This is a genomic window from Paenibacillus baekrokdamisoli, from assembly GCF_003945345.1.
Taxonomy (GTDB): Bacteria; Bacillota; Bacilli; order Paenibacillales; family Paenibacillaceae; genus Paenibacillus_Z; species Paenibacillus_Z baekrokdamisoli.
Map to the genome: position 1 here is coordinate 6,160,292 of NZ_AP019308.1, position 24,461 is coordinate 6,184,752.

Below are 24,461 nucleotides of genomic sequence, written 5' to 3' on the forward strand. Positions count from 1 at the left end.
ATTGGGGTGATCCCTATGAATCAGGACCGAAGGCTAAAGCTATCCATTTATCCGAAAATTGTATTCGTCTTTCTCCTTGTTATCGTACCGATCTGCACGCTGGGCTTGGTCGTTAATCAGAAGGGAAAGGAAAGCGTAAAACAGCAATTATCCAAGCAATTAGAGGTCAGCGTTCAGAATTTCATGGAATCATTCAACGCGGAGCTGGAGCTCATGAGCAAGCATCAACGAGAGTTTATTCTGGACAAGGACTTGCAGAATATCAGCTTTGGGGGTTCTGTCATGGACCCCTACGAGATGACGCGGCGCATGTTATACATTGAAGAGAAGCTGGGGATGATTCAAGGCTCAAGCTCTTTAATTCGTAATGTTAGCGCATACATACCGGTTCTTAATCGTGTGATCTCTTCGCTTACTTCGGTTACTACTTTACCGGTAGAGGAATACCAAATGGTTACGAATGCCTCGAAGAAACATATGTCTAAGGTGGTCGAGTGGAAAGGAAGATTATTCATTGTGCTGCCTTATCCCTCTTTGACTATTTATAATAAAGCGCCTTCCTATGCATTAAGCATCGAGCTTAACGTGGATATGCTCAAGCAGAAGCTCGAACAGTTCACGAATTATGGGAATGGCGGTTATGTATTATGGAATGATGAGCAGAACTGGACGGTATCCAAGGGGGAGGATCGGAAGCTAACAGCGGCCATTCAATCCTCTTCTCGCTCGATCGGGATTGATCAGGCCCTGTCCGGTGTCTATCCCTACCGTTATGATAGCAGCCGTTACATCGTGGTTCATCGTTCTACACCTAAAGGAGATATGACGTTAGCCGTCTATGTACCGGAGGAAGAAGTGCTGGGTCAGCTGTCCACCTATGGCAATTGGTTCTGGATCATATCGATTCTATCGATTGTTGTTATTCTAATTTTCTCTGCTTGGATCTATCGTTTGATTCATCGCCCGATGAGTCAGCTCGTGCGTTCTTTACGGAAGGTTGAGAGAGGGGTGCTCGAGAAAATGCCGGTCACGCGCAGAGCGGACGAGTTCTCTTATTTGTACACCCAGTTTAATTCCATGGTCGAGCAGCTGAATGTGTTGATTCACCAAGTATACGAGCAGCGAATTCGCTCGCAAAGCTCGGAGCTGAAGCAGCTGCAATCACAGATCAATCCCCATTTTCTTTACAATACCTATTTCACACTCTATCGACTTGCCAAGATGCAGGAGATCGATAAGGTCGTCTTATTCTGCGAGCATCTCGGCAGCTATTTTCAGTATATTACCCGCAGTGCGGCTGATGTCGTTCCCATCGAGCTGGAGCTTCAGCATTCCAGGTCTTATATGGATATTCAAGGTATACGCTTCTCCGATCGGATCGAGGTATCCTGCGATGAGCTGCCAGAGGCGATGGCTGAACTCCAAGTGCCCAAATTATTTCTCCAGCCCATTCTGGAGAATGCCTATAATCATGGGCTGGAGAATGTGAAGAGCGAGGGGCGAATTATTGTTTCGCTCCGTTCGAACGAACCGTTCTATCAGCTCATTGTTGAAGATAACGGAAAAGCATTAACGGACGAGACGATAGAGGAGCTTCGAAACAAGCTAAAGTATCGTGGCGATGAGTTAGAAACGACTGGACTCATTAACGTACACAGACGCATTCAGATATTCTTCGGACCCAAGAGTGGAATCGAGCTCGGAAGAAGTGAACTGGGTGGCTTGAAGGTATCCGTTAATATTAGCCGGAACGCAAGAGGCAATGAATAGATCATAAGAAGGATCGTAAGAAGGATCGTAAGAAGGATCGTAAGAAGTCATAAGAAGTCAACGAATGTGCAATTCTGAATCTATTCCTTTGTAACCGCATTCCTCATAATTAGAACTGTACACAAGTACTTCATCCGATAGGGGGAAAAAGCATTGACTAGTACAAAGAGAATGAGAACAGCATTTCTAATCGGTTTGGTTTGTACGATGACCGTGGTATCTGCTTGTTCAGATAAGAAAACGAATAATACCGGTGAAAAAGGTACTAACGGGCAAACAACTGAGGGCACTACGGGCACGACTAAGGGAACCGATGAGGGAGCACCTGTAGATCCGATGGCCAAATATGATCCGCCGATCGAGCTTAGCACTGTAGCGTTCCAGATGGAGAACTCGAAGTATCCAAAAGGGGACAACATTGATAATAATGTTTGGAAAAGAGAGTATCTGAGTCAGCTAGGTATCAAAATTAAAAACCTATGGGTAGCCACAGACACCCCAGAGGTTCGTGATCAAAAGATGAGCGTTACGATTGCTTCAGGGAACTTGCCTGATATTCTGCACGTAACGGCTCGCGAACTGCAAATGTTAATTGATTCCGATATGATTGAGGATTTGACGGACGTGTATAACAAATACGCTTCCCAAGAAGTGAAGGATAATCTGAATTACAATGATGGCATCATGCTGAAGGCTGCTTCTTACAAAGGCAAGCTAATGGCACTCCCTGATACGACTAAGGGTGGAGGTACGGATGGGGCACCTATGATCTGGGTGCGGACAGATTGGTTGGATAAGTTGAAGCTATCCCCGCCGAAGACGATGGACGACGTGATGAACATCGCCCGCGCTTTTACGAAGGATGATCCAGACGGCAACAAAAAGGACGACACATTCGGCATGGCAATCGGCAAAAATGTCTATGATGGCTTTGCTGGCGTAGAGGGTTTCTTCAGCGGATTCCATGCCTACCCTTACAGCGGGAATGTAACGATGTGGCAGAAGGATGAGGCTACAGGCCAGCTTGTCTACAGCAGCATTCAGCCTCAAGTCAAGGAAGGCTTAATTGCATTAAATAAGATGTTCAAAGAAGGACTGCTCGACCGGGAATTCGCTGTTAAAGATGGAACGAAGGTTGCGGAGTCTGTAACTTCAGGCAAAGTGGGCTTGTTCTTCGGTCAATTCTGGAATGCTTCATGGCCGCTTAATGATCTCAAGCAGCGGGACAAAAAAGCAGAGTGGATGCCTTTCCCGCTTGTGTCAGTTGATGATAAACCAGCTAAATCGTTTATTCAACAGCCGGTTCCTGACCAATACTATGTTGTCAAAAAAGGAACCGAGCACAAAGAAGCGATCGTTAAGATGCTTAACTTCTATTTTTCCAAAATCTACGGTGAGCACGCAGAGTCCAGCAAATATCATACAGTCACAGCTGATAACGGTGAGAAAATCCAAGTGTTTGGTTCTGCAATTATCCAGACGTTCACGATGGATACGAACATTAAGGCACATGAGCTCGTAACCGAAGCTTTAAAAACAGGGGACACTTCCAAGCTGAATGAAGAGTTCTTGGGTTACTACAATCAGATGAAGGAAGCGAAGGCGGGTACGAATCTCACAGGCTGGTACTTGAATCCGATCTTCGGTGATAATGGCGCATATGCCATTCTCAAAAATTATAACGCGAACAATCTTATTGTTTCCAACGAATTCTATGGAACGCCTACGCCGACGATGGTGGAGAAGGGCTCATTCTTGAAGCAGCAAGAGTTCGAGGCATTTACGAAGATTATTATGGGAGCTGCTTCGCCGGATGCGTTCGACAAGTTTGCTGCCGACTGGAAGAAGCTTGGCGGCGATCAAATCACGAAAGAAGTTAATGAGTGGTACGCGAATAATCACAAATAAGCGTTGGGGGAGGGTGATTCCCTCCCCTTCTTGTTATCACAGCTTAGAAAGGAGCTACCCGCATGAAAATGAAGATTTGGCAAAAAGAGCTGCCTCTCCATCTGATGGTCTGGCCTGCACTGGCAATTGTGTTGGTCTATAGTTACGGACCTATGCTCGGTATTGTTATGGCATTCGAAAAATTCATTCCGGTCGTGGGATTCATCAAGTCCAAATGGGTCGGATGGGATAATTTTGAGTACTTGGTTCATCTGCCTAATATTTGGCGGGTCGTGGGCAATACCTTATATATCTCCGCAATGAAAATTGTAGCCGGTCTAGTTGTACCGATCATAACGGCTCTGCTGCTAAATGAAATTCGATCACGGGCGTTCAAGCGGTCCGTTCAAACGTTGGTCTATCTGCCCCATTTTCTCTCGTGGGTTATTCTCGGGGGAATCATGATTGATCTTCTGTCGCCTTCGTCTGGAATTGTGAACCATATGCTTGGACTGTTCGGGATAAAACCGATTTTCTTCTTGGCTAACAATAACTGGTTCCCATTTGTGCTCGTTATCTCGGATATCTGGAAGGAATTCGGATTCAGCACGATTGTTTATCTTGCTGCTCTAACCGGCATTAACCCTGCATTATATGAAGCGGCTGTTATGGATGGAGCCAACCGAATTCGTCAGACTTGGCATATTACAGTACCAGGATTACTCCCCGTTATTATTTTGTTATCTACGCTCAGCCTGGGCAATGTGCTCAATGCAGGCTTCGACCAGGTCTTCAATTTGTACGGTACAGTCGTGTATGAATCCGGAGATATTCTCGATACGTTCGTTTATCGTCTCGGTCTGCTCGACTATCAATATAGCGTCGGAGCAGCAGTCGGATTATTCAAATCCTTCGTATCACTTATCTTTATCGCCGGATCCTATATTCTGGCCTTCAGATTCGCCAATTATCGGATATTCTAGCAGCTAGAGGAGGGATGCGGCTTGGTTGAGAATAAAAGTATAAGCCGGCGGGTATTTGAAGTCGGTAACTATACGGTTTTGTTGCTAGTATCGCTGCTTTGTATTTTTCCAATTGTTCATATTCTGGCCATTTCATTCAGCTCCAGCAGTGCTGCTACAGCCGGGGCGGTTAGCCTCTGGCCAGTGGAGTTCAACACAAAATCCTATTCCTTTGTCATCAAGGAACCTGCTTTTCTCAAATCGTTCATTATTACCCTGCAGCGATTGGCTCTGGGCGTTTCCTTGAACATGGTACTGGGCGTATTGGTCGCTTATGCTTTATCGAAAGAGGTCAAGGATTTTCGTTTTCGAACGATCTATGTGTGGATCTTCGTCATCACGATGCTATTCGGTGGCGGACTTATTCCAACGTATATGATCGTAATGAAAACCGGACTGCTCAATACGATCTGGGCACTCGTCTTGCCAAGTGCAGTTAATGTATTCAATGTCATTCTGATTTTGAATTTCTTCCGCGGCCTGCCCAAAGAACTGCTTGAGGCTGCCTTCATAGACGGCGCTAGCCATTGGAAGACGTTAGCCCGAGTCGTCATTCCGGTATCCATGCCGGTATTAGCTACAGTCACCTTATTCGCGATTGTGTTTCACTGGAATGAATGGTTCACGGGACTGATCTACATGAATTCGCCCGACAAGTATCCGCTGCAGAGCTATTTGCAGACCGTTATCGTGAACAAGGACTTCTCGAGATTAACGGTGGCCGATTTGACCTTGCTTGGCAAGGTATCTGACCGTACGGTTAAGGCGGCTCAAATCTTCCTTGGAACTGTTCCGATCCTCTTGGTTTACCCGTTCCTGCAGCGATATTTTATGAGTGGCATTGTCATGGGAAGTGTTAAGGAATAGATAGCTTCTAAGGATTGGAGAACGAACAATGAAACTAGGAATCGCGTATTACCCTGAGCATGATCAGAGCAGCCAATGGGCTGTCGATTACAAGCGGTTGGCTGAGGCAGGAGTAACGACCATTCGGATTGCTGAATTTGCTTGGTCTACGATTGAAAGTGAGGATGGCGTTTATAACTGGATATGGCTCGATGACGCCATCAATTTGGCTGCTGAATTCGGCATTCAAGTCGTTCTCTGCACGCCTACTGCCTGTCCGCCAATCTGGTTAACGGAGCTTCATCCTGAGGTCCTTCCTGTTAGTAAAGATGGACGAACAGTTGGCTTTGGCGCACGGCAGCACAGATCCTATCATTCATCCAAATATGTAGAATACTCACTGCGTATTGTGGAGAAGATGGCTCAGCGATATGGTGCTCATCCGAATGTTATCGCCTGGCAGCTGGATAATGAGTTTGGCGGCGAAACCAAATATGATTTCGGCAGCTGTGCTAAACAAGCTTTCAGTGCGTATTTAGAGAATAAATACGGGACAATTGAAGCCTTGAACAAGAGCTGGGGAACAGCTTTCTGGTCCCAGCATTATCATCGTTTCGAGCAGATTCCACTCCCAGCACCAGTCAGCTCTGATGTGATGATGTGGCATCACCCTAGTCTGGATCTGGAATTTGCTCGATTCTCCTCGGATGGTATGGTTCGTTTTGCACGCCTGCAGGCTTCCGTACTAAGAGCATATATCGGAGAACGACCGATTACGACGAATGCTTTCATGTTCAGCTGGGGAGATAATGTGAATTGGTCAGAGATGTTCGCTGAGCTTGATGTTGTCGGCATTGATATCTACAGCAGCAGGCCGTACGAAATTGCCTTTTATTGTGATGCCAGTCGCGGCGTGTTATCGAAGCCGTTCTGGATCATGGAATTCGGGGCAAGCTCTCAGGAGCTGGGGCAGAAGATGGAGCTGGTTAGAGAAAGAGGCTGCGAGGGTTTCTTCCTCTTCAAGATGAAGCCATTCCCATGGGGACAGGAGCAGTCCAATGGCGGTAGTGAGCTGATGACCCTCACCGGTGAACCCTCTGCGAATTACAGCGTTGTACAGCAATATGCCAAGCAGCATGAGGGTGAAGCGGGAGCAAACTTTCTTACCGCGGGAAGTCCTGCAAGCACCTCAGCCAAGCTCGGTTTGTACTATCATTTTGACAGCTCATGGTGTTATCAGCTAGCAGTTGGCGACCGTCTTAACTATACCGATTACGTTGTGAATACGGTGTATAAGAGCATGTATGAGCTTCATAATGGGGCTATCGATATTCTCTATTCGGCTGAGCAAATCCGCGATCAGGAAGTAATCGTCATTCCGCTGCATACCATTTATGATTCAGCGCTTGAGGATCGTTTGATTACTTATGTTCAAGCGGGTGGGAGGCTAATTGTCACGGATGATTTATTCCGTAAGAATGATCGGAATGTCTTCCTAACGGAAGTGCCTCGATTGTTCCGAGAACTGTTTAATTGGCAGGATAATAATTTTATCAAGGATGCTATTCTAGAACGCAGCAGTGTCTTGCTTCAACACGATGCCGGAGAGGGACAAGCATGGCTGCTGCCAAGAGATGCTTCTCCGGACGAATGGCTTGGAGTCATGGCTACTGTGCTCGGATCCTAATCACGGGGAACATGTAGGAGGGTATCATTATGCAGCGTTTGGCGCTTGAATTACAGGAGTGGACATTCCAAATCGATCAGAATGACAGGGGAGAGCAGCTGGAGTGGTTCAGGCCAGGTTATGATAGATCTGGTTGGATGGCCGTAGAGGTGCCGAAGCCTTGGGATTTCTACCAAGAAGCATTCTGGGGTTATGAAGGAATGGGTTGGTATGCGGCTTCGTTTAAGCTGGATCAGTCGGCTCGTGATACATGGGAACGGATTATTTTCAACAGCGTTAGCGGTCATGCGCGGGTTTGGTTGAATGGTACCTATTTGGGCGAACATTTCGGCACGTATTTGCCATTTGAATTTAACGTCACGCCTTTCCTTGCCGCTGAAGGCAATAATGAGCTAATCATTAAAGTTGATAATTGCCATAGAGAGGACTGGCTCCCTGGTGGACGGGTCGTGGAATGGATTCAGTATGGCGGTATTTTGCAGCCGGTTGTTGTGGAAACGACTTCGCGCGCTTATATTGCTGCCGTACACATTCGTACAGCTGTCTCAGAAGCTGGACCCGCGACGGTTCGTGCTGAAGTAGAGATCATAAATGCGGCCGATCAAGCTTTGGAAGGCGAAATTGGCTTACAATGTTCCACTGATGAGGGAGTAATAGAGAAGCTCCTCAGGATAAGTTGTCCTTCCGGAGCTGGTTCAGCTAATCAAGCAACAAGCTTCTCTTTTGAATTTGAGATAGCCAAACCTCTTTTGTGGGATCTGGATACGCCTCATCTCTACAATCTACAGGTAACGCTGATCGAAAGAGGAGATATACGGGATCATGCAGATGAGCGTTTCGGTATCCGGACGATCAGCAGGGATGGAAGTACCATTCTCTTGAATGGCACGCCGTTAATCATTAAGGGTGTTAATCGCTACGACGAATATGCAGGGTACGGACCGAGCGTTCCCCATCATCTCATTCGTGAGGATCTCATCAAGATCAAGCAGATGGGTGCTAACTTGGTGAGGGTTCATTATCCACAGCATCCGATCCATCTGGACATAATGGACGAGATTGGATTGTTATATATGTCGGAGATTCCGCTGAACTGGTGGCTATCCGAATGGGATGACAGACCTTATATTCCGGAAGTCATCGATAAGGCAGAGGTTGCGCTTGAAGAGATGATAGGGCGGGATGGCAATCATCCGTGCATCATTGCCTGGAGCATGTGTAATGAATCCGGTACGAACAAGGAAGTCGGCATAGCCGCAATGCGAAGGCTGATCAGAAGAACAAGGGAGCTGGATTCGACTCGGCTCGTGACCTTTGCGACAACGGGCTCCGGCGGGCATTTGGCTTTCGAGGAAGCCGATCTGGTATGCGTGAACTTGTATTACGGGGTATTCTTCCATCGTAAGATAGCCTACGAAATCGAAGAGTTCGACGAGATTGTACGTATCCCGACTGAGGAGCATCTGCGGGCAACAGCTGCCGAATATCCAGACAAAGCTGTCGTTATGTCGGAGTTCGGGACACCTGCTATTCTTGGTTTGAAGGGAAAAGACCGATTCTCGGAAACGTATCAAGCTGCTTATTTGGCAAGTGTATGGCAGGCCATTGTGAATACAGGCATCCAGGGCGGAGTGATCTGGAGCTGGGCGGATTATTATCACCGCCGCGACTTCTATGATTCCGAAGGTGGATTGAAGTGGAGCGCTCCTTATGGACCCTTCGGTGTAGTGACGATCGACCGAAAGGAAAAGGAAGGGTACCATACCATATCGCGACTGTTCAGAAATGGACAGGAGCGAAAGGGGAGGAATTGAACTGAAAATTACAGCTAACCGCTTTCCGGGAGGGCTAGCGAAGGCATTAACCTTCAGTTACGATGACGGCGTTGATCATGATCGCAGATTAGTGGAGATATTCAACCGCTACGGAATGAAAGCTACGTTCCATCTGATATCCGGTTCTCTGGATAAACCGGGTTTTCTGAGGGCTGATGAAGTTAAAGCGCTTTTCTCCGGTCACGAGGTTTCAGGACATAGCGTGAATCACCCACATTTGACGCTGGCCTCCAAGGAAACTCTAGTAGCCGAAGTATGGAATGACCGGAAGCAGCTCGAACAATTGGTAGGCTATCCGGTGAAAGGCATGTCTTATCCTTATGGTACCTACAACGATGAAGTAGTCAGGATCATCTCTTCACTCGGTATGGATTATGCGCGCACAGCTCACTGTACGGGAGAATTCACGATGCCAGACGACTTTCTGCGTTGGGCACCGACTTGTCACCATGACGATAATTTACTCCAGCAAGGCGAGCGTTTTCTTGAAGAAGAACGAGGCGATTCGATGCTGCTGTTCTATGTATTTGGACATAGCCATGACTTTGACCGCAAGGACAACTGGGAGCTGATCGAACAATTCTGTGAGCAGGTGGCAGGCCGAACAGATGTATGGTATGCCACTAATCATGATATTGTCGCCTACCAGCAGGCCGTCCAAAGGCTGGAGTATTCAGCTTCGGGAACAATCATTTATAATCCTTCCGCTTTATCGGTATGGATTAGTGTGGATGAACAGTCGGTTGAGCTGCCCGCAGGAAAGACTACGGTTTTGGGTTAAACAGCAGTTAAATGGCAGTGAGCTGCAGCGATCCTTCAGGGTCGCTGCTTTTTGATTTATAACCTGCCATCAATGGCAAGTGCTATAGCTCAATGCTAAGGGAAATGGCTGCTAGATTACAAAAAAGTGCTTATAGCACTTCAAAGTGCGTTCTTCTCAAGTATAGTTCCTTAATGAATAATAAAAGGGAACAAAGCACAGTACAAAAGGAGCTGAACACTTTGAATAATGAACCTCTAGCAGCACGCAAAGTCGCCTTGGTCGTAGGTGCAAATGGTGTTATCGGCCGCAACCTCATCGACCACCTTGCAACCCTTAGAGAATGGGACGTGATCGGCATATCGCGTCGTGGCGGAGAGCCAAGAGACCGTGTCCGGCATGTGGCGGTCGATCTTCTCGATAAAGAATCTAGCATCAAGAAGTTAAGTGGTCTAACTGAGGTTACGCATATTTTCTATGCCGCCTACCAAGACCGACCAACTTGGGCTGAACTTGTTCCACCCAACCTCGCCATGTTAGTGAACGTAGTTGAAGCGATCAAACCAATCGCAACTGACCTGAAACATATTAGTCTGATGCAAGGTTATAAGGTATACGGCGCACATCTAGGCCCGTTCAAGACACCGGCCCGTGAGACAGACGCTCACCATATGCCACCCGAATTTAATGTCGATCAGCAAAATTTTCTAGAAGAACGGCAAAAAGGAAAAGCTTGGACATGGTCTGCGCTCCGCCCCTCTGTCGTATGCGGCTTCTCTCTTGGTAATCCGATGAACCTTGCCATGGTTATTGCGATTTACGCCTCCATTTCAAAGGAATTAGGACTTCCATTACGTTTTCCGGGCAAACCGGGAGCTTATGACAGCCTCTTGGAGATGACTGATGCAGGACTCCTTGCGAAGGCAACGGTTTGGGCGGCGACCGATGAGCGCTGTGCCAACCAGGCATTTAACATCACGAACGGGGATCTCTTCCGTTGGAACGAGCTGTGGCCGAAGATCGCTCGATACTTCGGCTTGGAGACGGCACCCCCGCTACCGATGTCACTGGATATTGTCATGGCAGACAAGGAGCAACTATGGAACGGGATGGTCGAGAAGCATGGGCTTGCAAAGCATTCTTATAGCGACGTATCTTCCTGGGCTTTTGGTGACTTCGTGTTCGGATGGAATTACGACTTCTTCGCCGATGGATCGAAAGCTCGCCGCTTTGGCTTTCACGAATACATGGATACCGAAACGATGTTTATGAGCATCTTCGACGACTTTCGTCTGCGTAAACTCATCCCATAAGGATCGTATGATATAAGAAAAACCGACCTTGTACTATATTGTACATAAGGTCGGTTTCTTATATGTTATGCGCGGATTCAAGCTGTGGATTGGCCAGAACGGTGGCCCTCCCCCCGTACTTTCTCTCTATATGCGTATCCCCCCACCTACACATCAGATGCAGCATCTCTTTTAGGCTCCAACCGTAGTCTGTCAGCTCATACTCGACTTTTGGAGGAACCTGATTGTAAGAAATGCGCAAGATAACGCCTTCCTCTTCAAGCTCTCGAAGTTGCTGCGTTAACATTTTTTGAGTAATTGTGGGTATCAAGCCTTTCAATTCATTGTTACGTTTCTTGCCAAATGTAAGATGAAAGAGAATCACAGGTTTCCACTTTCCTCCAATTACCTCTAGCGTTGCCTCTACAGCAGTGTTGTAAATCTTATCCGGCTCTTTCATTATACAGCTCACTTTCCTTTTACGAATATGCGACATCGATCACCGTTAAAGATCAATGAAGTGGAGCCATGAAGTGTCTATAATTGAACATTATAACTGCAACCAGAATATTTCACTACTGCTCCTTATGTGACGAAAATAACTATTGAAGTTATGAAAGGACAAGGAATGTACGGATTATCCAATATATGTATCTAAATGGGCGGTTTATAATTGATTTGTAAGCTATTTGAAATGAGGAGGAGATTTGATGAAGAGGGCTTTATCTGCTGTACTGTCTTTTACGCTTGTTCTAGTAATTTGCGGTATAGGCTTCCCAAGTCAGCACGTGTATGCAGCAGAAACAAAGATCAATCTTTCGACTTCTATGGTTACAAATGAAAGCGCTAACGGAAATCCCACAGCGCTGGTTGACGAACAAACCATAGCCGGCGATCCGGCTAATGGCAGCGGCGGTGCGCCAAGCACGCCGTGGTTTGGAGGGTACAACGCTTCGGATTATCCTATTTATGCCTACATTGATTTAGGTCAGAATTATAATTTATCAAGCATTTATGTAAGAGATAGTTACAGCAGCGGAAATTTTATTGTTTCCTCTGGGAGTCCTGGAAGCTGGACAACCTTATTTACGGACCCTCTGACAAATTACATGACATGGAACGCACATGCGGTAGCAGTAACGACAAGGTATGTGCGCGTTAACTTAGTGAGTGGCGGGGATGTAGATGAAATCGTTATTTACGGAACGCCATCCGCTGGTGGAGGTGATACGACTCCCCCTGATGCAACAACGGATTTAGCGGCAGGCACCGCAACCTCTTCATCTGTACAGCTGACATGGACAGGCAAAGGTGACGACGGATCTACCGGAACGCCGACAAGCTACGACGTTCGGTACAGCACATCAGCCATCACGAATGCGAACTGGGCATCTGCGACGCCAGCTGCCGGAGTACCTGCGCCAGCCGCAGCAGGAACGACCCGAACGATGACGGTAAACGGATTATTAGCGGGTACAACTTATTATTTTGCCTTGAAGACAAGTGATGAGGTGCCCAACATATCGGCCTTATCCAATGTGGTATCCAAAGCAACAACAGCTTCAGCAGATACGACACCTCCTGGCGCAACCACAGATTTAGTGGCAGGCACAGCGACCTCTTCATCTGTGCAGCTGACTTGGACGGGTCAAGGTGATGACGGATCAACTGGAACGCCGGCAAGCTACGAGGTTCGGTACAGCACAGCAACCATCACAAGTGCGAACTGGGCATCTGCAACGCTCGCCACTGGAGTACCTGCACCAGCGGTTGCTGGTACGGTTCGAACGATGACGGTGAACGGATTATCAGCGAGTACGACGTACTATTTTGCCTTGAAGACTTCTGACGAAGTTCCGAATGTCTCCGCTTTGTCAAATGTGGTAAGCAAAACAACGACAGCTTCTACTGTTTCAGGTAAGGTTGTTATTACCCCATCTATGTATTTGAATGAATCCTTCTACGGAGACCCGTCTGCGCTCACAGACGAGCAAACGATAGCTGGTGATCCAAGAGCAGGCACTGGAGGCAATCCGACGAATGGCTGGGATATGGGATACAATTCAATTTATCACCCAGGCAGTACGGTCATTGACTTAGGTGCCGACTACGCCATAACTGACTTGTACTTATATGACGGCTCAGGGACAGGCAACGTGAAGGTTTCTACGGGAACTCCTTTCAGCTGGGATCTTAAATTTACCGACCCCATGAGCAATTATAATGTCTGGAACGCACATTCACTTCCTGTCACAACACGTTATATCCAAATTGTAAAAGACCCGGGAGCCGCGATGCCGGAGATCGTGCTCTATGGAACAGCTCTGGGAACACCGGCTGCGCCTCCAACTCCAGTCACGCCTACACTGCCTACAATGGACCAACTGATTGGTATCAATGCGTTTATTGATGATCCGTTGGATAAAATGAAGGTTGCCGGATTTGTACGTGAATATCACAATTGGCAGTGGGACGAGGGTGATATTTGGCCATTCGGCACGATTGCTACGGGTTATCCGGGCTATCCGAATAATCAAAATAAATTTGCTCCGAGTTACGCCGGCGGTGGTTGGAATTTCGACAGCTACTACAGCGGTTTGAAAAATGCCGGAATTACAGCGGTACCTGTCTATACTTGCAGTGTCAGCTGGTTGACGCTGGGGAACTGCGATAAGCCCATTAAGAATGGCTCGGGAAGGGATCCTCTTCTGCCGGCCTCCTATATTGAACACGCTGACCATATGTTCCAAGTCGCAGCCCGTTACGGCAGTACAGCTGTGGCTGACAATAAGCTCAAGCTTGCTTCCGGTCAGCCGCGAAGTACAGGCTTGAATACCATCCAATATTATGAGGATTGGAATGAGCAGGATGCTTGGTGGGCAGGACGCAATGTCTATTTCAATCCTTATGAATACGCGGCTATGGCAAGCGCTGATTATGATGGTCATCAAGGAACAATGGGTACAACCGTGGGCATCAAGAATGCCGATCCGAATGCAAAGATGGTCATGGGCGGACTCGCTGAACCGAGCTTGAGTATCATAAGAGCCATCAAATTCTGGGCGGATTTCAAGCGCGGGGGCAGCGTGCCTTTCGATGCCATCAATATCCATCATTACTCGACGAATGGAACGAATCAAACCTCGGGAACGACAGGAATCAGTCCGGAAGCAGATAATTTAGTGCAAAAGCTTAAAGCATATACAGACTACCGAGATCGCTATATGCAGGGAAAAGAAGTTTGGATCTCAGAGTTCGGTTATGATACGAATCAGGGATCTCCTGTTCATGCACCGATCATAGGAACAACTTCCCAGTATGAGACACAGGCTAACTGGCTGGTTCGTTCTTATCTAGCAGCAGCGGCAGCGGGTATTAGCAAGGCAGCGATGTTTATGCTCAGGGATACAGACGCAAGCAGTAGTCAGCAGTTCGCCAGCAGCGGTCTGGTAAGCAGTCAGGCTACCGGACAAACACCTAAAATATCTTGGTACTATGTCTATACCTTGAAGAATCAATTAACCGGTATGCGTTATGCGGGCGAACAAGCTTCAGGCAATAGCAATGTGAAAATCTACAAATTCAAAAGTGCAACAGGCAGCAACGGCGGTTATGTCCTTTGGTGTCCGACGGCTAACAATACAACCGTCAGTAACTATCAATTGAGCTTAACCACAGCAGCAAGCACAGCGTCGAAAGTTACACTGACAGATGGGAATACGAATGGTGTTTCTAGCGCTTTGTCGATCGCAGCTAACAAAGTAACGGTTAATGTAAGTGAAAAACCAGTTTTTGTACTTGTTAATGATATCCAATAGGCAAGGAAGTCATGACAGGTCATTAACGAAGTGTAAGATTGAATAAGGGTTGAAAAGGGCTGTCTCCCAGTAGCTATAGCTGCTGGGGGCAGCCCTTGGATTAGTTAATGGCGTGAAGCAGGGGAAGAGGGAACCCCGAAACCCCGAAACCCCGAAACCCCGAAACCCCGGCTGTTCTTCAATTGTCTTCATATAGCCTCACAGTCGCTGAGGCTTCCGCAAGGACCAGCGTTCTCAGCTCCAATGGAGCGAGCACCTTCACCTGCGGGCCAAAACTGAGAATGATCTCACAGGCCGATTCTAAAGTTTGGAACTCGATGTCGGCTTCATGCCAACCTGCCGTCTCGGTCGGATGACTATGCAGCAGCTTGGCATAGCGTTCGCTCGAGATGCGATCTAAAGAAGCTTCCTTGATAACAAGCTTTGCTGGATAGCTCGGCAAATTCGATTTGAACGTCAGCACGGACTGTTCCCAGTATCGTGCTAGATCAAAATCAACGGGCCGTTTAAAGTTTTCTTCTAGCCTGTGAACGCTGACGAACCGCGAAACCCGATAGGTACGGAAACCAGCATCCACTTCAGCTACGAGGTACCATGTGCTTCGTTTGGCGACTAGACCAAGCGGATGGACCAACCGTTCTACAATTTCATCATTTCGTCGATATTGTACGCGCAGCTTGCGATCTTCCCATACGGCTTCCTGTATAGCGGGCAGCCAGTCCACAGTCTCATTTGTTTGATGCCAGCCTGCACCGTCAACATGGATCCGCTGCCGTGCATAGTCGGCATCTCTTTTCATCGTCGTTGGTGAAGCTGCCAACAGCTTCTGGAATGCGGTATCGAAGCTTTTTTGCAAATCCATATCTGCTAATAGTGTAGTAGGTGCAACGAGCAGAAGCGATAGAACTTCTTCCTTCTTCATCCCCGTCAGATTGGTTCGATAGCCTTCGGATAAAGCCCACCCTCCAGTGGAGCCTCTCTCTGCAAAGACTGGAATTCCTGCAGCGCTAAGAGCCTCCATATCGCGAAAGATCGTCCTCTCGGATACCTCCAATTTACGAGCAAGCTCTCGCGAGGTCATCCTTGTATTATTTTGCAGCAGTAATAAAATCGAAAGCAATCGATCTGCCCTCATGTTTGTTCCTCTTTTCCAATACCGTAATCCAATTTCTTTCATCTTATCATAGATATAAGACAGTAGCTGTCATGTATCAGGGGGTAAACTAGGGTTAGAACCAACAGAATCAATGAGGCAGGAGATGTAGAATAATGAAACCTTTACATGGACCTTTACATGGACAAGTAGCGGTAGTTGCAGGTTCGACACGAGGAGCAGGCAGGGCCATTGCCGTTATGCTCGGAGAAGCAGGGGCGACGGTTTACTGTACAGGAAGGAGTGTGCGCGGGAATCCGTCTGACCTCAACCGATCAGAAACGATTGAAGAAACGGCAGAGATGGTAACCGCTCGCGGAGGTGTAGGCATCCCCGTTCGGGTAGACCACACGGTGGAGGAAGAAGTAAAGCAGCTATTTGAACGGGTTAAAGCTGAACAGAATGGCAGCTTGGATCTACTTGTGAATGATATATGGGGAGGGGAAAAGCTTACCCACTGGAATACGCCGTTCTGGGAGCAACCCCTGCAAGATGGCTTGTTGATGCAGGATCGCGCTGTTCGTACGCATATGGTTAACAGCTATTATGCAGCTCCTCTGATGGTAGCTAGGAATAAGGGGTTAATTATTGAAGTAACGGATGGAATCGGCTACCGTTATCGCGGGAATTTGTATTACAGTTTAGCCAAAATCTCCGCTATCCACCTGGCTGCAGCAATGGCAGAGGAGCTTCGTCCTCACTGCGTAACAGCACTCGCAGTTACGCCTGGATTTCTTCGCTCCGAGCAGATGTTGGATCACTTTGGTGTGAAGGAAGAGAATTGGAGGGACGCAATCGAGCAAGAACCTCATTATGTCGAGTCAGAAACCCCCTATTTTCTTGGAAAAGGCATAGTCGCTTTGGCCTCAGACAGCAATGTTTCGGCCAAAGCAGGGAAAGTGCTTGCAAGCTGGCAGCTGTCAGATGAATATGGTATTACGGATGTTGACGGTCGCGAGCCGCATTGGGGGAATTATGCGAAGGAGCATGGCTTCCCTCCTACCGAATAGCGGTGGTAATATAAATTGAGATATTAATAAGGGTTCGTGTCCAATGCCAAACGACAAGGAGCTTTACAATGACAATCTTCCCAACGGATGATAATCAATTTGTTCTGGATGGAAAGCCAGTCCGACATATTCCTGGCGCGGTGGCCGAAATCACAGGAGGTTGGCCGTTAGTCCATAGCGTTGGCGACGTATGGGCTCAAGCAGGTTCCGTTCTGGGTATGAGGACCATTCAAGATTACGAGCTCGTCTATTTTCCTGAGGGAACGACAACTCAGTATGAGCGGGAAGGCGTATCCTTCGAGCTAGACAAGCCATGCTTCATCTTTACGCGGCCGGATGAAGTCCACCGCTACCTGTTTGATCCCGTTCGGAAAGTACGCCACCTGTTCATTCATTTCGATTATGATAACTTCCGACAAGCCGACAGCCGGTTTAACACTTTGCTTAATGATTGCAATAAACTGCTTGTCAGCAGTAATAGTCTATTGCCAGGGCTCATTAAGCAAATGCTGCGAATAGCCAACTTTCAATTGCCGTATTGGAAAAGGCGGTTATCGGTCCTAATGGCTGCGGCTTTGGAAGAATTATGCGCATCAGTGGACAATGCTCTCGAGGAGCTCTCCAATCCTCTTCCGATTCCGATCGCCCGGGCGATGGCCTATATGGAGGAGCATCTCGATGAGCCGCTATCCATTGATTCGATTGCACAGCAATCGGGCTGGTCCCATGAGCATTTCACGCGTATGTTTGTTGCTTCCGTTGGGATATCACCGAAACGCGCTTTACTCGAACGCAGGATATTACGCGCGGAACAGCTCATGATGAGTGGTCAATGGACCGTCAAGCAAATCGCTTATCGGGTAGGCTTCGGGGATGAGCATCATTTTTCAAAAATGTATAAACGCATCCGCGGAATAACGGCCACTACCTATATTGCACGTTGCGAGAATTCCATCATTCATCATACGACGGCGATACTCGATTCGGAAACGAGTTACCCCGTTAACCGCCACATTCTGGTGAATGAATATATCAAATAAACACATCGTTTGCCGGGTTTACTCCATTGAGATCGCTCCCTTGGTATCGCACAATAAGAGTAAGATAATCAATGGAGGTGTTTATATAATGGGAATATCCTATACATCGAAGGCACGGAAGCGGGACGACCGTTATTTGGTCAGCGTGAAGGAATACACTCAATATCATCGAGATGGCTATTTGATCGTAAGAGGTTTGTTATCAAAAGAAGACATCAGCAAACTCTATGATCTAGCAGAGAGAACGAGGGCTGGCACCATTAAGCCTGTCGAACCGATTAACGCGGCGGATTCGGATAACTTAGATAAGGCAAACGAGGATCCCTTGAAGTCGGAATTCGTGCATCAGACCCGGGTTCATATGGTATCCAGGCTGGATACCGTGGCGGAATGGGGCATGCTTCATCCCCGCGTGCTCGATGTCACCGAAGCATTAATCGGACCGGATGTCTATGCTTTGCAGTCTATGTTATTCCTCAATCCGCCCGGTCGCGGCGGGCAAGGCTGGCATCAGGACTCTTACTATATTAAGACACATCCGGATATGATGCTCGGAGCATGGATGGCGCTCGAGGAAGTGGATGAGGAGAATGGCTGCTTATGGGTCGTACCGGGATCCAATCATGAGCCGATCTATCCGCCAGACGGCTATAATGGTGGCAGCGTACATGCCGTGGAAGCGTTCAAGGATTTGAACACGGTTGTGAATGTCAGCCATCTCGATGATGAGATTAACACGCTGTCTAAAGTGGTTGCCAATTATCCACCGCCGATCCCTGTGCCAATGCAAGCGGGTGATGTCCTTTTCTTCCATTCGCATCTGTTTCACCGCTCCTTCCCAAACCGTACAGAGGATCGTTACCGTCGTTCCTACGTTTGCCATTACTGCAACGCCCGCTCATGGGTTCCTTGGGATCATGACGGCTATGAAGGCGAGACGGGTAATTACCGCCAAATACTGGCTCGCGGACGTACACACTTGGCTTACGCGGAGCCCGTGTTCGGTACGGAGGTTTTCTTATCCGAAGCGAACGATGAGTCGGATAGCGTTCGGATGATGGGGATGGACGACGGAATGATGATGCCAATCGTTCAGAAGAAGGAATAAATAGCCCTACCGAATAGCGGTAACAGCTCCTATTTTATGAATGGTTCACGTAAAAAATAATGTAAAAGAAATATTACGGGCAATGAATTTAGGTTGAAATTAAATTAAAACGATTGTTTAATGAAGTGCACCTTTTCGGATAGACATTGGAGAACCCCATGGGTTTACCGATGAAAATCTAAGGGTGTATTTTTTATGGCAATCAGGGGAAAGGATTTGACTAGAGGAATGAACTCATTGATTCATTAATTTGCTTTACATTCCGATAAATCTAATACATTCTAGCATTGTAACTCAATCCTTAATGAAATAGTCATTCGACTTGGAGGTCTTAACTTGATAAAAAAGCTGTTCATAACCCTATCTGCTGCAATAATGAGCACATTCTTCATGGTCACCCAGTTTACACTGGCGCCAACCGCCTTCGCATATCCCCACCCAGGTGGATTATACTCCCAACAATTAATCGATGAGGTGAAAATCAACGCTGTTTCCAGTAATCCTTGGAAAATTGCGAGCGATACGCTAATTGCCAAGGCAAAATGGCTGCAGCCTGAGATGCCAAGTGCAGTGGCGACCTTTTATGTGCCTGCCTATTATTCTGATCCTGCAGCCCATACAGCTGCATCGGCCATTTTACAAGATGATGTGAAAGCAGCTTATGTCTCAGCCGTTGCTTATGTATTAACTGGTAACGCTTCATTCGGTAATAAAGCGATTGATATTCTCAATAATTGGGCCTATATCAATACCGACATTGGCGGCGATGATAGCTCTCTGGTTATGTCTTATGCAGGGATTGGCTTTATTCAAACCGCTGAGCTAATGCTTAATTACAGCGGCTGGGGAGCTGCTGATAAAGCAAAATTCAAAGAATGGGTATCCGTTGTCTTCCTTAATAAAGTAGCGAATCCAAATAAATTGCGGACTAATAACTGGGGAACCTGGGGATTATTCGATGCGATATCTGCTTATCGTTTTTTGGATGATTCCCCTAATGTATTGAGCAGCATCACTCTTCTTAAATCCAAGATAGACGCGCAAATTGCACTTGACGGGTCCATTCCTGAAGAAGTTAATCGCGGCGTGGGAGGTCTGAGGTACTCTTACTTTTATTTGGCACCTTTAACGGCGGCAGCCCAAATTGCACTTGAAGCAGAAGGGGTTGACCTGTTTAATTGGATTTCACCACAAGGCAAAACCATTAAGAGTGCTCTGGATTTTCTTCTCTATTACATGCAGAACCCCGTAAAGTGGCCGTATTATAGCAATCCGACACTGCCGACGGCTACCGAAGCTTGGCCTTATAATTTATTTGAAGCGATGTCGGATTACTATCCAGACCCGACGTTCGCCGCTTTTGCATCAACTAGAAGGCCAATTATGGAAACCGGGCATCATTATGCTTGGACATTTCCTACTTTAATGAAGAGTGGTCGATCATTAGTTAGCGAGACTTTCGACGGCATGCCAATAGGCGCTGCACCTACTGGTTGGATTGTTACAAATTCAGCAGATTCCAGTGCAGTAATTACGAGCATATCTGGCAATGAGGATAAAAGCTTAGCAATCTCTGATACGAATACCGCGGGGGCATCTTTAGTTCACAAACTATTTCCCACACAGTCCAATATTGTAACCGCGCAATGGAGCTTTATGGAGCAGACTGTCTTTCCTTATGCTAAATTCGGGTTAAGAAGCGGCGCAACCTTTGCTACCGAAATATACACGGCAGGAAGCAATCTTGTCTATCGAGATGCAAGCGGAACTTATATCACGATACAGAGCTTTGCTACAAACACATGGTATACTATAAAAATCGTGGCTAATCCCATGACAAAGACATACGATATTTATGTAAATGGACTCTTAAAGATTGCCAACGCCCCTTTCACTAACCCAGTCTCTTCCCTCAACTCGATCGCTTTTTATGGTGGGTGGGCACCAACGGGGATGGTGTATATTAATAATGTCGGTGTGATGAAGTAATATAAAACGGGATAAGTCTTAAATCAGAACATCCCTGCGAATGCTTTACTGCTTCTTTCATAAATTCGGAGGTCTACAAGTTATGAGTTCTTTCATCTTTAATAAATTTACTACTGCTGCGCTCGCTATGCTGATAACTGTCCAGCTTCTGCTGACTTCAACTGTGATGGCTTATTCCCATCCGGGAGGGTTACATTCGCAAAACCAGATCAACGGGATCAAGTCAAACGTACTAACAAGCACAGGACCTTGGAAACCTGCCTACGATGTACTGATTGCCAAAGCCAAATGGCTCAGCAATGAAGGGCCCTCCGCAGTGAAAACCTTTTATGTCCCAGGATATTACTCCGATCCGGAAGGACATTTGAATGCTTCTTCAACGCTTCAAGACGATGTGAAAGCTGCATATGTATCTGCCATTGCTTACGCACTGACGGGTAACGCTTCTTATGGCAACAAGACTGTTGAGATATTGAATGACTGGGCCTATACGAATACAGACTTGGGCGATGATGATAGTACGCTTGTCATGACCTATGCTGGAGTCGGGCTCATCCAAGCGGCAGAATTGGTCAGCTCGTTCAAAGGCTGGCAGTCTGACGACAAATCTAAATTCAAATCATGGGTATCTAATGTCTTTTTAAAGAAAGCAGCCAATGTGAATAAGAATCTGCTGAACAACTGGGGGGCCTGGGGAGTCTACGGGGCTATTAGCGGCTATCGCTTCTTGGATGATCCTATTCATGTCAAGGAGGAAATTCGTCTCATCCAATCCAAGATTGATTCTCAAATTGCAGCCGATGGGTCAATCTCCACAGAGACAAGCAGAGGTGCCGGAGGACTGAGATACACGTATTTTTACTTGTCTCCATTGACAGCAGCGGCTCAAATAGCATTTGACTCGGAGGGTACAGACCTGTTCCATTGGATATCACCTAGTGGCAGAACAATAAAGAGCGCTTTGGATTACCTGCTCTATTATATTCAGCACCCATCCAAGTGGCCGTATTACAGCAGCCCGAGCTTACCGACCACTACAGAAGCTTGGCCATATAATCTATATGAAGCGATGTCAGACATCTACCCAGATCCCGCCTATGCTGCTTTCGCATCATCTCGCAGACCGATTATGGAGACCGGACATAATTATGCGTGGTCATTCCCAACATTAATGAAGGGAGACGGAACCCTTGTTGATGAGACTTTCAACGGAATATCGAATGGGAAATTTCCAGCCAACTGGTTGGTTACCAATTCGAACAACACGCAGGCAGCCGTCACGGGCTTAACAACCAGTACAGATAAAAGCTTGAAAATAACGGATAACAATGCGGATGGAGCATCCCTTGTCCGTAAGTTATTCCCTGCACAGTCCGGCATCGTCTCGGCGCAATGGAGCTTTATGGAACCCTCTTTCTTCTCCAATTTCAAGATGGGTCTGAAGAAAGGTTCTCTCTTTGCGACCGAGATTAACACGGTGGGATCAAATCTTATGTACAAGGATAATTTAGGACGATACATAACGATCCAAAGCTTCAAACCGAATACTTGGTATACGTTGTCCGTTCTGGCTAATTCGAAGACAAGTACATACAACATTTATGTTAATGGAGTACTGAAGAAATCCAATGCTCCATTCACAAACCGAGTCTCATCCCTGGATTCTATCGGCTTTTATAGCGGATGGTCTCAAAAAGGTGCTATATTTATTAATAACGTTGGTGTACGAAAATAATAAGGATCGACCTCTTTAGGCAAACGGGCTCAAACAGGAGAGCTGACCTAAAGAGGTTTTTGTCTTGCCATGCCATCTGAACAGTCAGCCTAAAAGTGGCAATTGGTGAGCTGTACAGCGAAATAACTGCCCTCTTCCTCTTGTTTTAATAAAAAAAATTTGGGACAATAATAAAAAGATTGTTAGCTTCGGCTGCCTTAGTAGGATAGACAGAATTTTGTAGTTTTGAAAAGAGGATAAGTAATGAACAAGACTTCCATTTATGGATTAACATTTGAGCAGCTGACAGCTTGGCTGATGGAACATGGACATAAGAAATTCCGGGCGTCACAGGTTTGGGATTGGCTATATCGGAAGCGGGTAACGGACTTCGCTGAAATGTTTGATGTGAATGCGGAATGTACGCAGCTCTTGGCTGATCATTTTGTCATTCGGACGTTAACGGAGCACTTGAAGCAGGAATCGACGGATGGAACGATTAAGTTCCTGTTCAAGCTGCAGGATGGCAACCTGATCGAAACGGTGCTGATGAGACATAAATTCGGCTTGTCCGTTTGTGTGACGACTCAAGTCGGCTGTAATATTGGCTGCAGCTTTTGCGCGAGTGGATTATTAGCCAAAAGTCGCGATCTATCCGGTGGCGAAATTGTTGAGCAAATTATGAAGGTCCAGCTCCATCTGGATGATCTCAAGCAGGATGAAAAGGTAAGTCATGTTGTTGTGATGGGGATCGGTGAGCCCTTTGATAATTTCACCAATATGGTAGAATTCATTACAGTTATCAAAGATCAAAAAGGATTAGCCATTGGTGCCAGACATATTACGGTTTCGACCAGCGGCTTGGCCAACAAAATTGTTGAATTCACGGATACAGACTTGAAAGTAAACCTTGCAGTCTCTCTGCATGCGCCTAATAATGAGCTGCGAACGCGGATTATGAAGATCAACCGGGCGATTCCAATTGAGAAATTGATGGAGTCCATCGATTACTACCTGAGCAAGTCCAATCGAAGGATTACGCTTGAATATATTTTACTTAAGGATGTTAATGATCGCACGGAGCATGCTCTTGAGCTTGCTGAACTGGTTGGCGATAGAAGACAGCTCGTCAATGTGAATTTAATTCCCTTTAATCCAGTGGATGAGCATAGTCAATATCAACGAACCGAGCGGGAAACGGTACGAGCGTTCTACGATACGTTGAAGAAACAAGGTGTTAGTGTCAGTGTTCGCCTTGAGCATGGATCTGATATCGATGCTGCTTGTGGACAGCTTAGGAGCAAGCAAATGAAAGAGTCGAAGGAAACAGATAATCTTGTAGTTGGTTAAAAAGCAATGTAGAAGCGTATCCCAATGAGGGTGCGCTTTTCTTTTTTTGGATGATTGGCTGTATTAAGCTCATACCCATTCACTTAGGCGAAGGGGCTTAAAAATGGAATAATAGCCTGCCGCGGCACGAGTAAGCTTTTGCCTATTTGAGGATACTAATATTTGACGATACTAATGACA

At 46.8% G+C, this 24,461-nt stretch carries 17 protein-coding genes; 15 read left to right on the top strand and 2 right to left on the bottom strand.

The features are described 5' to 3' along the window. The first annotated feature begins 15 nt into the window (after positions 1-15). The 8 genes from EKN16_RS27110 to EKN16_RS27145 all read left to right on the top strand — a co-directional run bounded on the left by EKN16_RS27110 (position 16) and on the right by EKN16_RS27145 (position 11,120). Positions 16-1,770 (top strand): sensor histidine kinase, encoded by a 1,755-nt coding sequence (locus tag EKN16_RS27110; protein WP_125664085.1) that lies wholly within the window; start codon positions 16-18, stop codon positions 1,768-1,770. Between the two features lie 171 nt (positions 1,771-1,941). Continuing rightward, positions 1,942-3,678 carry an extracellular solute-binding protein gene (locus tag EKN16_RS27115; RefSeq protein WP_232016042.1) on the top strand — a complete coding sequence of 579 codons (1,737 nt, stop codon included), beginning with the start codon at positions 1,942-1,944 and terminating at the stop codon, positions 3,676-3,678. A 62-nt stretch (positions 3,679-3,740) separates the two neighbouring features. Continuing rightward, positions 3,741-4,640, top strand: a complete 900-nt coding sequence (locus tag EKN16_RS27120; protein WP_125664089.1) for an ABC transporter permease — start codon at positions 3,741-3,743, stop codon at positions 4,638-4,640. Positions 4,641-4,661: 21 nt separating this feature from the next. Beyond that, positions 4,662-5,546: a carbohydrate ABC transporter permease gene (locus tag EKN16_RS27125; protein WP_125664091.1), complete on the top strand. Its 885-nt coding sequence runs from the start codon at positions 4,662-4,664 to the stop codon at positions 5,544-5,546. Positions 5,547-5,574: 28 nt separating this feature from the next. Next, entirely contained in the window at positions 5,575-7,212 is a 1,638-nt protein-coding gene (locus tag EKN16_RS27130; protein ID WP_125664093.1) for a beta-galactosidase, read from the top strand. A gap of 29 nt (positions 7,213-7,241) precedes the next feature. After that, the gene (locus EKN16_RS27135) at positions 7,242-9,026 is read left to right on the top strand and encodes a glycoside hydrolase family 2 protein (protein ID WP_125664095.1); all 1,785 of its coding nucleotides are present in this window, start codon (positions 7,242-7,244) and stop codon (positions 9,024-9,026) included. Continuing rightward, positions 8,998-9,828, top strand: a complete 831-nt coding sequence (locus tag EKN16_RS27140) for a polysaccharide deacetylase family protein (RefSeq protein WP_232016043.1) — start codon at positions 8,998-9,000, stop codon at positions 9,826-9,828. The genes EKN16_RS27135 and EKN16_RS27140 overlap by 29 nt, the downstream gene beginning before the upstream one ends. 173 nt (positions 9,829-10,001) lie before the next feature. Continuing rightward, a complete protein-coding gene (locus tag EKN16_RS27145; protein WP_125666723.1) occupies positions 10,002-11,120 on the top strand; it encodes an SDR family oxidoreductase in 1,119 nt (372 codons plus the stop codon). Between the two features lie 58 nt (positions 11,121-11,178). Here EKN16_RS27145 and EKN16_RS27150 read toward each other — a convergent pair whose 3' ends face one another. Beyond that, positions 11,179-11,559 carry a winged helix-turn-helix transcriptional regulator gene (locus tag EKN16_RS27150; protein ID WP_125664097.1) on the bottom strand — a complete coding sequence of 127 codons (381 nt, stop codon included), beginning with the start codon at positions 11,557-11,559 and terminating at the stop codon, positions 11,179-11,181. Between the two features lie 250 nt (positions 11,560-11,809). Here EKN16_RS27150 and EKN16_RS27155 point away from each other — a divergent pair, with 250 nt between their 5' ends. Next, positions 11,810-14,917, top strand: a complete 3,108-nt coding sequence (locus EKN16_RS27155; RefSeq protein ID WP_125664099.1) for a fibronectin type III domain-containing protein — start codon at positions 11,810-11,812, stop codon at positions 14,915-14,917. Between the two features lie 178 nt (positions 14,918-15,095). Here EKN16_RS27155 and EKN16_RS27160 read toward each other — a convergent pair whose 3' ends face one another. Next, a complete protein-coding gene (locus tag EKN16_RS27160; protein WP_125664101.1) occupies positions 15,096-16,052 on the bottom strand; it encodes a helix-turn-helix transcriptional regulator in 957 nt (318 codons plus the stop codon). 134 nt (positions 16,053-16,186) lie between these two features. Here EKN16_RS27160 and EKN16_RS27165 point away from each other — a divergent pair, with 134 nt between their 5' ends. From EKN16_RS27165 to rlmN, 6 genes are all read left to right on the top strand, one after another. Beyond that, the gene (locus EKN16_RS27165; RefSeq protein ID WP_125664103.1) at positions 16,187-17,080 is read left to right on the top strand and encodes an SDR family oxidoreductase; all 894 of its coding nucleotides are present in this window, start codon (positions 16,187-16,189) and stop codon (positions 17,078-17,080) included. 68 nt (positions 17,081-17,148) lie between these two features. After that, positions 17,149-18,120 (top strand): AraC family transcriptional regulator, encoded by a 972-nt coding sequence (locus tag EKN16_RS27170; protein WP_125664105.1) that lies wholly within the window; start codon positions 17,149-17,151, stop codon positions 18,118-18,120. Between the two features lie 88 nt (positions 18,121-18,208). After that, a complete protein-coding gene (locus tag EKN16_RS27175; RefSeq protein ID WP_125664107.1) occupies positions 18,209-19,228 on the top strand; it encodes a phytanoyl-CoA dioxygenase family protein in 1,020 nt (339 codons plus the stop codon). A gap of 336 nt (positions 19,229-19,564) precedes the next feature. Next, the gene (locus EKN16_RS27180; protein ID WP_125664109.1) at positions 19,565-21,217 is read left to right on the top strand and encodes an alginate lyase family protein; all 1,653 of its coding nucleotides are present in this window, start codon (positions 19,565-19,567) and stop codon (positions 21,215-21,217) included. Positions 21,218-21,299: 82 nt separating this feature from the next. Then, positions 21,300-22,952 carry an alginate lyase family protein gene (locus tag EKN16_RS27185; RefSeq protein WP_164523009.1) on the top strand — a complete coding sequence of 551 codons (1,653 nt, stop codon included), beginning with the start codon at positions 21,300-21,302 and terminating at the stop codon, positions 22,950-22,952. A gap of 243 nt (positions 22,953-23,195) precedes the next feature. Then, positions 23,196-24,281 carry a dual-specificity RNA methyltransferase RlmN gene (gene rlmN / locus EKN16_RS27190; RefSeq protein WP_125664113.1) on the top strand — a complete coding sequence of 362 codons (1,086 nt, stop codon included), beginning with the start codon at positions 23,196-23,198 and terminating at the stop codon, positions 24,279-24,281. The last annotated feature ends 180 nt before the right edge of the window (positions 24,282-24,461 follow it).

Coding starts and splice junctions, on each gene's coding strand:
- EKN16_RS27110 (WP_125664085.1), top strand. CDS start 16: ATGAATCAGGACCGAAGGCTAAAGCTATCCATTTATCCGAAAATTGTA.
- EKN16_RS27115 (WP_232016042.1), top strand. CDS start 1,942: ATGAGAACAGCATTTCTAATCGGTTTGGTTTGTACGATGACCGTGGTA.
- EKN16_RS27120 (WP_125664089.1), top strand. CDS start 3,741: ATGAAAATGAAGATTTGGCAAAAAGAGCTGCCTCTCCATCTGATGGTC.
- EKN16_RS27130 (WP_125664093.1), top strand. CDS start 5,575: ATGAAACTAGGAATCGCGTATTACCCTGAGCATGATCAGAGCAGCCAA.
- EKN16_RS27135 (WP_125664095.1), top strand. CDS start 7,242: ATGCAGCGTTTGGCGCTTGAATTACAGGAGTGGACATTCCAAATCGAT.
- EKN16_RS27140 (WP_232016043.1), top strand. CDS start 8,998: ATGGACAGGAGCGAAAGGGGAGGAATTGAACTGAAAATTACAGCTAAC.
- EKN16_RS27145 (WP_125666723.1), top strand. CDS start 10,002: ATGAATAATAAAAGGGAACAAAGCACAGTACAAAAGGAGCTGAACACT.
- EKN16_RS27150 (WP_125664097.1), bottom strand. CDS start 11,559: ATGAAAGAGCCGGATAAGATTTACAACACTGCTGTAGAGGCAACGCTA.
- EKN16_RS27155 (WP_125664099.1), top strand. CDS start 11,810: ATGAAGAGGGCTTTATCTGCTGTACTGTCTTTTACGCTTGTTCTAGTA.
- EKN16_RS27160 (WP_125664101.1), bottom strand. CDS start 16,052: ATGAGGGCAGATCGATTGCTTTCGATTTTATTACTGCTGCAAAATAAT.
- EKN16_RS27165 (WP_125664103.1), top strand. CDS start 16,187: ATGAAACCTTTACATGGACCTTTACATGGACAAGTAGCGGTAGTTGCA.
- EKN16_RS27170 (WP_125664105.1), top strand. CDS start 17,149: ATGACAATCTTCCCAACGGATGATAATCAATTTGTTCTGGATGGAAAG.
- EKN16_RS27175 (WP_125664107.1), top strand. CDS start 18,209: ATGGGAATATCCTATACATCGAAGGCACGGAAGCGGGACGACCGTTAT.
- EKN16_RS27185 (WP_164523009.1), top strand. CDS start 21,300: ATGAGTTCTTTCATCTTTAATAAATTTACTACTGCTGCGCTCGCTATG.
- rlmN (WP_125664113.1), top strand. CDS start 23,196: ATGAACAAGACTTCCATTTATGGATTAACATTTGAGCAGCTGACAGCT.